General features: G+C 62.9%; 9 protein-coding genes. 6 read left to right on the forward strand and 3 right to left on the reverse strand.

The genetic code is table 11. The features are described from left to right. The first annotated feature begins 45 nt into the window (after positions 1 to 45). Positions 46 to 1,311, forward strand: a complete 1,266-nt coding sequence (locus K3756_RS07230) for a VWA domain-containing protein (protein WP_259992328.1) — start codon at positions 46 to 48, stop codon at positions 1,309 to 1,311. A 196-nt stretch (positions 1,312 to 1,507) separates the two neighbouring features. Here the strand turns inward: K3756_RS07230 and purL are convergent, their stop codons facing one another. The 3 genes from purL to K3756_RS07245 all read right to left on the reverse strand — a co-directional run bounded on the left by purL (position 1,508) and on the right by K3756_RS07245 (position 5,740). Beyond that, positions 1,508 to 3,667, reverse strand: a complete 2,160-nt coding sequence (gene purL, locus K3756_RS07235) for a phosphoribosylformylglycinamidine synthase subunit PurL (RefSeq protein ID WP_259992331.1) — start codon at positions 3,665 to 3,667, stop codon at positions 1,508 to 1,510. Positions 3,668 to 3,826: 159 nt separating this feature from the next. Continuing rightward, on the reverse strand, positions 3,827 to 4,384 hold the full coding sequence (locus K3756_RS07240) for a PRC-barrel domain-containing protein (RefSeq protein WP_259992333.1): 558 nt from the start codon (positions 4,382 to 4,384) through the stop codon (positions 3,827 to 3,829). A 453-nt stretch (positions 4,385 to 4,837) separates the two neighbouring features. Then, entirely contained in the window at positions 4,838 to 5,740 is a 903-nt protein-coding gene (locus K3756_RS07245; RefSeq protein ID WP_259992335.1) for a LysR family transcriptional regulator, read from the reverse strand. A 173-nt stretch (positions 5,741 to 5,913) separates the two neighbouring features. Here K3756_RS07245 and K3756_RS07250 point away from each other — a divergent pair, with 173 nt between their 5' ends. The 5 genes from K3756_RS07250 to ccmE all read left to right on the forward strand — a co-directional run bounded on the left by K3756_RS07250 (position 5,914) and on the right by ccmE (position 12,654). Further along, positions 5,914 to 9,333 carry an indolepyruvate ferredoxin oxidoreductase family protein gene (locus K3756_RS07250; protein ID WP_259992337.1) on the forward strand — a complete coding sequence of 1,140 codons (3,420 nt, stop codon included), beginning with the start codon at positions 5,914 to 5,916 and terminating at the stop codon, positions 9,331 to 9,333. A 62-nt stretch (positions 9,334 to 9,395) separates the two neighbouring features. After that, positions 9,396 to 10,301 carry a lysophospholipid acyltransferase family protein gene (locus K3756_RS07255; RefSeq protein WP_259992339.1) on the forward strand — a complete coding sequence of 302 codons (906 nt, stop codon included), beginning with the start codon at positions 9,396 to 9,398 and terminating at the stop codon, positions 10,299 to 10,301. A gap of 5 nt (positions 10,302 to 10,306) precedes the next feature. Next, positions 10,307 to 11,116: a glutamate racemase gene (locus K3756_RS07260; protein WP_259992342.1), complete on the forward strand. Its 810-nt coding sequence runs from the start codon at positions 10,307 to 10,309 to the stop codon at positions 11,114 to 11,116. Between the two features lie 48 nt (positions 11,117 to 11,164). Beyond that, complete coding sequence (gene argC / locus K3756_RS07265; protein ID WP_259992344.1) at positions 11,165 to 12,193, forward strand: N-acetyl-gamma-glutamyl-phosphate reductase; 1,029 nt, start codon at positions 11,165 to 11,167, stop codon at positions 12,191 to 12,193. Positions 12,194 to 12,210: 17 nt separating this feature from the next. Then, a complete protein-coding gene (ccmE, locus tag K3756_RS07270) occupies positions 12,211 to 12,654 on the forward strand; it encodes a cytochrome c maturation protein CcmE (protein WP_259992346.1) in 444 nt (147 codons plus the stop codon). Positions 12,655 to 12,697: the final 43 nt, after the last annotated feature.

Here is a 12,697-nt window from a genome sequence, read left to right on the forward strand (position 1 = left end):
CAATCCGACACCCGCGACAGGACACGGCGCACAGGGGGGAAGGCGATGGTTGAACACATCCCGCTCGACTTGCCCGATGACCCCAAACTCGCGGGCAACATCACCCATTTCGCACGTGCGCTGCGCCGGGCGGGGCTGCCCATCGGGCCGGGCCGCGTCATCGACGCGATCCGCGCGGTGCAGGCGGCAGGGTTCACCGACAAACGCGACTTCTACTGGACGCTGCACGCCTGCTTCGTGAACCGGCCCGAACAATCGCGCATCTTCGGGCAGATTTTCCGGCTCTACTGGCGCGATCCGCGGTATCTCGAACATATGATGGCCGCGATGCTGCCCGCGATCCGCGGGGTACAGGAGGACAGACCGGCGCAGGCGGCCGAAAAACGCGCAGCCGAGGCGCTGCTTGACGGTGCCGAAGCCCCCCCGCGCGAAGAGGAAGAGCAGCCCCCCGAAGAGGACACGATGATCGAGGTCGACGCGAGCCTGACCATGTCCAGCACCGAGCGGCTGCGCACGCTCGATTTCGAGCTGATGAGCCTCGATGAAGTGGCACAGGCCAAACGGATGCTGGCGCGGCTCAGCCTGCCGATCAAACCGCTGCCCTCACGGCGCGCGGCGCCCAGTTTCGGCGCAGGCCGCATCGACGCGGCCCGCACCCTGCGCGCGGCCCTGCGGCGCGGTGGTGAAATGAACGCGCTGGCGCTCAAGAAACCGCGCCCGCGCTGGCCCAATCTGGTGGTGCTGTGCGACATCTCTGGCTCGATGAGCCAGTATTCCCGCATCATACTGCATTTCCTGCACGCGGTCGCCAACGAACGCGGGGCGGGCTGGGCGCAGGTGCACGCATTCACCTTCGGCACGCAGCTGACCAACATCACCCGTCACCTGGCGACCCGCGATGTGGATGCAGCCCTCAAGGCGGCCGGCGCCGAGGCGCAGGACTGGGAAGGCGGCACGCGTATCGGTCAGAGCATCGAGGCGTTCAACCGCGACTGGTCGCGCCGGGTTCTGGGGCAGGGGGCAGTGGTGCTGCTGATCACCGACGGTCTGGACCGCGACGACCCCGCGGCGCTGGCCCGGCAGATGCAGCGCCTGCACCTGTCGGCACGGCGCGTGATCTGGCTCAACCCGCTTCTGCGCTGGGACGGCTTCGCACCCAAGGCTGCGGGCATCCGCGCCATGCTGCCCCATGTCGACAGCTTTCGCGCGGGCCATTCCATCGCCTCGCTCGAAGCGCTGGCCGCGGCTATCTCGAAACCCGACGATCTGGGTGAAAAAACGCGCCTGATGGCGATGGTGGAGGACGGGTAGGCGCTGCGGGGCTCTCCTGTCCGGAAAACCGCAGCCGCCCTTGCCCGATCCTCCGTCTGCCCCCGCGCCCTGTGCCGGTCAAGAAAAATAGCCGTATCCCCGCCTGCGGCGCGGAGCCTCGGCGATTTGTCTGGACCGGCGTCGGGCGCGTGTGCCGCCCTCGATCACGCAAGGGCGGCTCCGGTCCGGAAAAGGATCAGGTCACACGCGCGGCAAAGCTGGTGGCGTGTAGCTGCGACAGATCGGACAGGGGCGCGCTTGCCTCGCCCATCTGCACCGTGTCACCGCCAAAGCGGCCCACCGCGACAAGCGACAGGCCCGCCGATTGCGCCGAAGCGTGCAGCAGATCGGCATTTTCCGGCGTCGCCGCAATGAGATAGCGCGCCTGATCCTCTCCGAAAAGATGACCGGTGTCGCCGCTGTCGAGCGTCACGCCCAGATTGGCATGATCCGCCATCTCGAAGGCCGCCAGCGCCAGTCCGCCATCCGACAGGTCGGTGCAGGCCGCGATATGGGCGCGGCCCGCGCGGATGAAATCGCCATGCGCCGCTTCGGCAGCCAGATCGACCGCCGGCGCATCGCCCTCGGCCCGCCCCAAGGCTTCGGCCAGCAGGGCCGATTGACCCAGGTGCGCCCCCGCGCCGCCCAGCAGCAGCGCCACGTGGCCGTCTTGCACGTCAAATCCGATGATGTCGTCCACATGGCTCAGCAGACCCACAGCCCCGATCGTGGGGGTGGGCAGGATCGCCGATCCGTCGGTTTCATTGTAAAGCGACACGTTGCCCGACACGATCGGCATGTCGAGCGCGCTCACCGCTTCTCCGATGCCCTTGATGGCGCCCACGAACTGGCCCATGATCTCGGGCTTTTCGGGGTTGCCGAAATTCAGGTTGTCGGTGCTCGCCAAGGGGCGCGCGCCCACGGCCGTCAGATTGCGGTAGGCTTCGGCCACGGCCTGCTTGCCACCCTCGACGGGATTGGCGCGCACGTAGCGCGGGGTCACATCCGATGTAAACGCCAGCGCCTTGTCGGTGCCGTGCACCCGCACGATGCCCGCGCCAAAGCCGGGTGTGCGGGCGGTGTCGGCCATGACCATGGTGTCGTATTGCTCGTACACCCATGACTTGCCTGCGTAATTTGGGCTCGCGATCAGGGCGCGCAACCCTTCGATGGGGTCGATGCCGGGCACATCCGCCAGCGGGTCGGCCGCAGGGGTCTCGACCCAGGGGCGGTCGTATTCGGGCGCGGTGCCCGACAGCGCCTTGAGCGGCAGATCGGCTTTCACCTCGCCGTTCAGGCGGATCAGGAACCGGTCCTCGGCAATCGTCTCGCCGACGATGGCGAAATCCAGATCCCATTTGTCGAACACCGCCTTTGCCTCGGCCTCCAGCTCGGGGCGCAGGACCATCAGCATGCGCTCCTGGCTTTCGGACAGCATCATCTCGTATGCGGTCATGTTCTCCTCGCGGGTGGGGACCTTTTCGAGATCGAGGATCACGCCCAGATCGCCCTTGTCGCCCATCTCCACCGCCGAACAGGTCAGGCCCGCGGCCCCCATGTCCTGAATGGAAATGACGGCACCGGTCGCCATCAGCTCCAGCGTCGCCTCCATCAGGCGCTTTTCGGTGAACGGATCGCCGACCTGCACAGTGGGGCGCTTTTCCTCGATGGTGTCGTCGAATTCGGCGCTGGCCATGGTGGCGCCGCCAACCCCGTCGCGGCCCGTCTTGGCGCCCAGATACACAACCGGCATGCCGATGCCGGAGGCGGCAGAATAGAAAATCTTGTCCGCATCGGCCAATCCCGCGGCAAAGGCGTTGACCAGACAGTTGCCGTTATAGGCCGGATCAAACCGGACCTCGCCGCCGACACAAGGCACGCCGAAACAATTGCCGTAACCGCCCACACCGGCCACGACACCGTGGACCAGCTGCTTGGTCTTGTGGTGGCCGGGTTCGCCAAAGCTCAGGCTGTTCATCGACGCGATCGGGCGGGCGCCCATGGTAAAGACATCGCGCAGGATGCCGCCGACACCGGTGGCCGCCCCCTGATAGGGCTCGATATAGGAGGGGTGGTTGTGGCTCTCCATCTTGAACACCACCGCCTGACCATCGCCAATGTCCACAACGCCCGCGTTCTCACCGGGGCCGCAGATCACCTGCGGGCCATCGGTGGGCAGGGTGCGCAGCCACTTCTTGGAGGACTTGTAGGAACAATGCTCGTTCCACATCGCCGAAAAAATGCCCAGCTCGGTAAAGCTCGGCGTGCGCCCGATCAGATCAAGGATCGTCTGGTATTCGCTGTCGCTCAGCCCGTGGGCGGCAATGATTTCTGGTGTGATGGATGGCTCTGACATATGGGCGTGTCCCCGGATGCAACTGAAGGTGCGCTCCTCTTACGTCAGGTGGCGGCAGGGGGAAAGCCTCTGATTGGCAGGGCAGGGCAATGCCGCGCCAAAAACGGCAAACGCCCCCACGCCGGAGGGCGCAGGGGCGGTTGCAATGGTCACGATCGCTTAGGAAATGATCGCGGTCTTGCGGGTGTCGTTGTCGTTGTTGCCACCCTCGGCGGCTTTGCCGTAGATTTCCTCGGCAGTGGCGTCGATGAACAGTTTGCCGTCGGCCACGTTAAAGCTCCCGGGCAGCAGGGTCAGCACCAGACGGTCACCTTCCACGCTGGGGTTGGTCGATACGTCGATTTCCAGCTCCGGGTTGCCCAGTGTATTGACGGTCACGTCCGTCACCTTGCCGAGCATTTCACCATCAGTGGTGCGGAAATCCGCGCCCACGACGTTTGTCATCACTTCGAAATCGGATGCCGACACGCCCAGAATTGCGGGGCTTGTCTGCTCGGCCTCGATACGTGCGCTGTCGATGCCCAGCTTCTCGTCGGTTTCGCCGCCGTTGCGGATCACCGTGTCATCCTGGTTCGGAATATACTGGTTCGACGTGACGATCGCATCTGCTTCTGCCGCTGTGGTGTTCACCGGATCGTTGTTCTGGCTGGCGAACGCTGCAGGGGCAGCGGCAAGTGCGGCAACGGCGGCGGCGGTGGTCATGATGTTACGTGTCATCGTGGTCTCTCCTTCAAATGTGTTTGCCAATCAATGTCGGCGTTGGATACACAACGGAAAGCCCGCGCCATCGTTCCAAGAAAATCTGGAAAACCCCGCAGATTTGGCGCGTAAGTATATGATTTATATCGAGAATAAATTATTGATTTTTTGTGCAGTTGCAGCATTCATCCCGCAACCTTTGCGCGATACCCTGACTAAAATCACCCGCACTCCCTGCAATTTGCGCGGGCAGACGGCGTTTACCATGAGCGTGCCGCAAGAAACCTCGGGGCAAAAAAAAGACCGGGCACAAAGGCCCGGCCAAGTCCAACAGGGAGGTATAAGGCGAGGGCCCCGAGGGACCGCTGCAAACCTTATGATGGTCAATTAGGGTGCGACCTGCCCGCAATCAAGGCATTTTCTGCTTAAACGTGTGCAACCCTGTTATGCAAAAGTTGCATGGCTCGGAGGTCAGCTGGCCAGACCGCGCATTTCCTTGCGGTAGGAAATGATCTCGTCCTGCACGAAATCCTTGAACGCGGCGACCCGTTTAGATTGCCGCAATTCCTCTGGATACGCGAGGAAAACAGGCACTTCGGCGGATTCGACATCCGGAAGGACTCGCACCAGCTGCGGGAACTCCTGGATCAGGTAATCGGGCAGGACGCCGATGCCCAGATCGTGCAGAACCCCTTGCAATACCCCGAAATAGTTGTTGACAGTCAGCAAGGACCGCACGTCGTTCATCATCAGTTGCTGGATCAGCTGGAGACCTGCGCCGACCTGATCGGAGTTGGTGTTCTGGCAAATCAGCCGGTGGTCGCTGATGTCGGCTTCGGTCTGCGGGGTGCCATGTGCCTCAAGATAGGACTGGCTGGCGTACAGCCGCATCTGCACGGTCATCAACCGCTTGCGGATCAGGTCGGCCTGGCTCGGCTCCTTGAGCCGGATGGCGACGTCCGCTTCCCGCATAGGTAGGTCCAATACCCGTTCCTCAAGCATCAGATCGACCTTCAGATCGGGATATTTGTCATACAGTTTCGACAGACGCGGGGCCAGCCACAACGTACCGAATCCCGTGGTGGTGGTCACACGCAATTCGCCGAACACTTCTTCTTCGCTGTCGCGGATGCGCGCCGAGGCGGCATCGACGCGCTTTGTCATCGCCGATGTCGCGTCAAACAGCAACTCACCCTGTTCCGTCAGGATCAGCCCGCGCGCGTGGCGGTGGAACAGATTGGTGTTCAGCTGCTCTTCGAGACCGCGGATTTGGCGGCTCACGGCCGATTGTGATAGGTTCAACTTATCGCCCGCATGGGTCAGTGACCCGGCATCCGCAACCGCGTGAAAAATTCTCAGTTTGTCCCAATCCATCGAACCGCTTTCTGTAAACTGCCATATCCCTATCGCATATGCGCAGCCGGACCTAGGGGGAGGCTGCACGAATTTGAAGCAGGGCAGATAAACACCTATACAGGTCAGCATCTGTGACCTATAATGCCGCCAAAGCTGTAGATGACTTGGCCATATTTCTTGGGAGGGAAAGCATGACCACGCAGAAGATTTCTCTGAACGACCGGTTTGATCTGTCCAAAAGCCCCGTCCTGCTCAACGGCACGCAGGCGCTGGTGCGCATGATGATGATGCAAGCGGCCCGCGACCGCGCGGCGGGGCTCAACACGGCCGGGCTGGTCACGGGCTACCGCGGCTCTCCGCTGGGCGCCGTCGATCTGCAGATGAGCCGCGCCGAAAAGCCGCTGGCCGAGCATAACATCATCTTTCAGGCCGGCCTGAACGAAGATCTGGCCGCCACCGCGCTCTGGGGCAGCCAGCAAGCCGAGTTGCGCGGCGAGGGCAAATACGACGGTGTGTTCGGGCTGTGGTACGGCAAGGGGCCCGGCGTCGACCGCTCCGGCGACGTCATGCGCCACGCCAACATGGCCGGCAGCAGCGCCAAGGGCGGCGTGCTGATGGCGATGGGCGACGATCACACCGGCGAATCCTCCACCGTGCTGCACCAGTCCGAATGGGCGATGGTCGACGCCTACATGCCCGTGGTCTCGCCCGCGGGCGTGCAGGAAATCATGGACTACGGGATCTACGGCTGGGCGCTCTCGCGGTTCTCGGGCCTCTGGGTGGGGCTGAAAACCATGAAGGACACGGTCGAGGCGACAAGCGTCGTCGACGGCGATCCCTTCCGCATGGAGCTGACCACCCCCGATTTCGACATGCCCGACGGCGGTCTGAACATCCGGCTCATCGACACGCCGCACGCGCAAGAGGCGCGGATGATCGACCACAAGCGCTTCGCCGCCGAAGCCTTCAGCCACGCCAACAAGATGGACAAACGCATCTGGGGCAAGCCGGGTGCGAAAATCGGCTTCGTGGCCGCGGGCAAGAACTGGCTCGATCTGGTGCACGCGCTCAGCCTGCTGAACATCGACGCGAACGAGGCCGAGCGGCTGGGCATTACCACCTACAAAGTGGGCCAGACCTTCCCGCTCGACATGCGCGGCTTCCATGACTGGGCCGAAGGGCTCGACCTGATCGTCGTGGTCGAGGAAAAGCGCAAGCTGATCGAGGTGCAGATCAAGGAGGCGATCTTTGACGACCGGCGCGGGCGGCGGGTTTATGGCTGGCACAAGGGCGGCGGGGCAGGCTCCATGCACGGGGCCGAACTCTTCCCGACGCGCGGCGCGCTCGATCCGATCATGATTGCCGAAAAACTCGGTGGCATCCTGCTGGAGGAAGGGCGCGACACCGACGCCATCCGCGCGGGCCTGCAAAAACTCGATGAGGCCCGCCGCGCCGACAACGCCGAAGACATCGCCGCGCGCACGCCCTATTTCTGCTCGGGCTGCCCGCACAACACATCGACCAAAGTGCCCGAAGGTGCGCGGGCCTACGCGGGCATCGGCTGTCATTACATGGTGCAGTGGATGGACCGCGACACCACCGGCTTTACCCACATGGGCGGCGAAGGGGCCAACTGGATCGGAGAGGCACCGTTTTCGACCACCGATCACGTGTTCCAGAACATCGGCGACGGCACCTACAACCACTCGGGCATTCAGGCAATCCGCGCCGCGATGGCCGCAGGCACCAACATCACATACAAAATCCTCTACAACGACGCGGTCGCCATGACGGGCGGCCAATCGAACGAAGGCGATCTGGACGCGCCGCGCATCGTGGCCGAACTGCGCGCGATGGGCGTGCAAAACCTCGCCGTGGTATACGACGAAAAAGAGGACGTGGACCCGGCTGCCTTCAAAGGCGTCGACATGTTCGAGCGTGCCGAACTGGACGAAGTGCAAAAACGGCTGTCCCGGACCAAGGGCGTCAGCGCCATCGTCTATATCCAGACCTGCGCCGCAGAAAAGCGCCGCCGGCGCAAGCGCGGCACCTTCCCCGATCCGGACAAGCGGGTCTTTATCAACACCGACGTCTGCGAGGGCTGTGGCGATTGCGGCGTGCAATCGAACTGCGTGTCCATCGTGCCTGCCGAAACCGAACTGGGGCGCAAACGGGCCATCGACCAGTCGTCGTGCAACAAGGATTTCTCCTGCCTCAAGGGCTTCTGCCCGTCCTTCGTCACGCTCGAAGGGGCCAAGGTGCGGCGCGAGGCCACGACGGATGTCACCATCCCCGACCTGCCGACCCCCGATCTGCCCACCATCGACGGGACGTGGAATGTCGTCATCACCGGTGTCGGCGGCACGGGCGTCGTGACCATCGGCGCGGTGCTGGCACAGGCCGCCCAGATCGACGGCAAGGGCGCGGGCATGATGGAAATGGCCGGTCTTGCCCAAAAGGGCGGCGCGGTGAACATCCACTGCCGGCTCGCCAACAGCCCCGATGACATCAGCGCCATCCGTGTGGCCACGGGCGAATGTGACGCGCTGATCGGCGGCGATCTGGTCGTCTCGGCGGGCAATAAAACACTCGGACTGACGGCGCAGGGGCGCACCGGTGCGGTGGTCAACGCCCATCAGATCATCACCGGCGATTTCACCCGCGACACTGAATTCCAGATGCCCTACGACCGGCTGGAACTGGCGCTGCAGGCGCGGCTGAAGGACCGGCTGGCTCTGTTTGACGCCTCCGATCTGGCCAAGGCGACCCTGGGCGATTCCATCTTTTCCAACATGATGATTTTCGGAGGCGCATGGCAGCGCGGGCTTATCCCGCTGAGCTTTGCGGCCATCGAACAGGCGATCAAGCTCAACGGCGCCGCGGTGGAGCGCAATCTGCGCGCCTTCGAACTGGGGCGCTGGGCGGTGCTTCATCCGCAAGACGCCGAGCGGGTGCTCACGCCGCAGGTCGTGGCGCTGCCCAAGACGCCGGAGGAAAAAACCGCCTTCCGCGCCGATCACCTGACCGCCTATCAGGGCAAGCGGCTCGCCAAGCGCTACCGCAAGTTTGTCGATGGTATCACGGACCGCGACGTGCGCGCCGCCGCCGTCGAAGGCTATCACAAACTGCTCGCCTACAAGGACGAATACGAAGTGGCGCGGCTCTTGCTGACCAGCCGCGAACGGGCCGCTGCCGAATTCGAGGGGGACTTTAAGATGACCTTCAATCTCGCGCCACCGATGCTGTCTAGGGCGGGACCGGACGGGCGGCCCATGAAACGCGAATTCGGCCCATGGCTGGAACGGCCCCTGCGCGTGATGGCGGGGCTCAAGCGTCTGCGCGGCACGCCGCTCGACGTGTTCGGCTACACCGCCGAGCGCAAGATGGAGCGCGCACTGATCCGGCAATACGAATCCGACATGGCCGAAGTGCTTCCCAAACTCACCGACCAGACCCGCGAGGCGATCGTCGCCTTGGCCGCGCTGCCCAAAACGATCCGCGGCTTCGGCCCCGTCAAACAGGCGAACGAAGCGGTGGCCGCCAAACGGCGCGAAGAACTGTTGGCGGTGATCCGTGCGGGCGGCTCCTCAGTGGCCAAGGCGGCCGAGTGATGGCACACGCCTGTCATACACTCTGTGCACAGCCTGTGTACGCGGTGTGACAGGCGAATTTGATGCGAGCGGACCCCCAGTTGCGACCAAGCCCACCCTTCTGCGCCGCGCATGATCTCAGCTACGCCAGCGCTGCCGAAACCCGTGGCGGACGGGTCGTGATCCGTGCGCTCGAAAACGCGACGGGGCGGCTGCATCTGATGCGGCGGGCACGGGGGGTCGAGCACGAAATCACCCCCGGCTGCACGGTCTTTGACGCGCTGGTCGACCGCTACGGCCTCAGCTTGAACATCGTTGGCGGAGCTATTGATTATATTGGGAAATCCGGGCCGGTGATTGTGATTGCGAACCATCCCTACGGCATTCTCGACGGGATGATGATGGGCCATTTGCTGGGGCAGCGGCGGCCCGATTTTCGCATCATGGCCAACGCAGTGTTTGCTGGCTCTCCCGATATCCAAGATATGCTGCTGCCGATTGATTTTAATGATACGAAACAAGCGCTTGCAGGCAACCTTGAAACCCGCCGCGCGGCGCTTGCGCATCTGGATCAGGGCGGGTGCATCGGGGTGTTTCCCGGCGGCACCGTCAGCACCGGCGCGCGGCCCTTCGCCCGCCCCATGGACCCCGCGTGGCGGAATTTCACCGCCCGGCTGATCGCCAAATCGGACGCCGTTGTTGTTCCTGTGTACTTCGATGGTAAGACCAGTAAATTGTTTCAGCTTGTCAGTCACTTGCACGCCACTCTTCGTCACGGTTTGCTGCTCAAGGAGTTTCGCGCGCGCGTGGATTCCCCCGTGAATGTGGCAATTGGCAGGCCTCTGGGCCGTGACGTTCTGGACCCACTGGCAAAAGACGGCAAAGCGATGATGGATTTCCTGCGCAAAGCCACGTATGAGCTTGCTCCAGAACCGCTCGACTCCTTTGACGCGGGATATGACTTCGAGGACCGGCGCCGCCGCCGGTAACGCATATGGCTGTTGGCATTTTTGATAGTGGTTTAGGGGGTTTGACCATCTGGGACGCCGTTCAGGCGCGCCTGCCGGATCAGGATTTCGTCTATCTCGCCGACAGTGCCCACGCGCCTTACGGGGTGCGCGAACCCGATGATATTTATGACCTTACGGTCGCCGCCACGCAGCGTCTGTTCGATGCGGGCTGTGATCTGGTCGTGCTGGCCTGCAACACCGCCTCCGCCGCGGCCCTGCGGCGCATGCAGGAAAGCTGGGTGCCCGCCGACAAACGTGTGCTTGGCGTGTTTGTGCCCCTGATCGAGGCCATGACCGAACGGCAGTGGGGCGACAACTCTCCACCGCGCGAAGTGGCGGTGAAAACCGTCGCGCTTTTTGCCACGCCCGCCACCGTTGCGACCCGCGCGTTCCAGCGTGAACTGGCGTTCCGCGCCATCGGCGTCGACGTCGAAGCGCAGGCCTGCGGCGGTGTTGTCGATGCGATCGAAGACGGGGACATGATCCTCGCCGAAGCGCTGGTCCGCAGTCACGTGGACGCGCTCAAACGCAAGATGCCGCACCCCCAGGCGGCGATCCTGGGCTGCACACATTACCCGCTTATGACGGACGCGTTTCAGGACGCGCTGGGTGCGGATGTCGCCGTCTACAGCCAAGCCGATCTGGTGGCCGAAAGCCTTTCCGATTACCTGCGCCGTCATCCCGACAAGAAGGGCAGCGGGCAGGCGGCCTTTCTGACGACGGGCGATCCCAAGCGTGTCAGCCAGCGGGCCACGCAGTTCTTGCGACGACAGATGAAATTCACGGCTGCGTAACGGCGCCACCATCTGCCCTGAACTGACTTTTCCGAACGGACATTCGACATGACATATAATATCGCAATCCTTGGTGCATCGGGCTACACCGGTGCCGAATTGATCCGGCTGATCGCCGGCCACCCCCACATGAACATCAAGGCGCTTGGCGGAAATTCCAAAGCCGGTCAAAGCCTTGCGAGCGTGTTCCCGCATCTGCGTCATCTGGATCTTCCCGATCTGGTCACCATGGACGAGATCGATTTTGACGCAATCGATCTGTGCTTTTGCGCGCTTCCGCACAAGACCAGTCAGGAAGTGATCGCAAAGCTGCCCGAGACGTTGAAGATCGTCGATCTGTCGGCGGATTTCCGGCTGCGGGATCCCGAAGCCTACGAGGCATGGTATGGCAACCCTCACACGGCGCAGGCGCAGCAACGCGAGGCGGTGTACGGGCTGACCGAATTCTACCGCGACGACATCCGCGCGGCCCGGCTGGTCGCGGGTACGGGGTGCAACGCGGCGACCGGTCAGTTCATGCTGCGCCCCCTGATCGCGGCGGGTGTGATCGACCTTGACGACATCATTCTGGATCTGAAATGCGCGGTGTCCGGTGCGGGGCGGGCGCTGAAGGAAAATCTGCTGCATGCGGAGCTGTCCGAAGGGTTTCACGCCTACGCCGTGGGGGGCACGCACCGGCATCTCGGTGAATTCGATCAGGAATTCTCCGCCGTTGCCGGTAAGCCGGTAAAAATCCAGTTTACGCCGCATCTCGTGCCTGCCAATCGCGGTATCCTTGCCACCGGCTATGTGAAGGGCGATGCGCAAACCGTGCACGCCACGCTGACCGAGGCTTACGTAGACGAACCGTTCATTGATGTGCTGCCGTTTGGAGAGGCACCCAGTACGCGCCATATCCGCGGATCGAATTTCTGTCACATCGGCGTTTGCGCAGACCGGATCGCGGGGCGGACGATTGTCATCGGCGCGCTCGACAATCTGACGAAAGGGTCGTCGGGCCAAGCGTTGCAAAACGCCAATCTGATGTTAGGTATTGAAGAGACAGAGGCGCTTATGATGGCGCCGCTCTTTCCTTGATATCCTAGGGTTCCGCGATGAAAAGCCTCAAAAAACAGCGCCGCATCCAACTCATTGCCGTGGCCGTGGTCGCGTTGATCGCGGCGACAGCGTTGATCGGGTACGGGTTGCGCGACGGCATCAATTTCTTCCGCTCACCCAGTCAGGTCGCCGAAACGCCCCCTGCGCCAACAGAAGTGTTCCGGATCGGGGGGCTGGTGGCCGAAGGCAGCCTGATCCGCGGTGCAGGAGAGCAGATTTCATTTGCCGTAACCGATGGCGGCGCCACGGTGCCCGTGGTCTATACGGGCGTCCTGCCGGATCTGTTCGAAGAAAATCAGGGCATGGTCGGGACAGGGTCCTACATCAACGGTGTGTTCGAAGCGACTGAAATTCTTGCCAAACACGATGAAACCTACATGCCGAAAGAAGTGGTCGACGCGCTCAAGGAGCAAGGCGTTTACCAAGAGCCCGAAAGCTGACGCAACGCGCGTTGTGATCTCGCCGCGTTAATCTTTGATGCTC

It is taken from the genome of Sulfitobacter sp. S190, assembly GCF_025141935.1.
Lineage (GTDB): Bacteria > Pseudomonadota > Alphaproteobacteria > Rhodobacterales > Rhodobacteraceae > Sulfitobacter.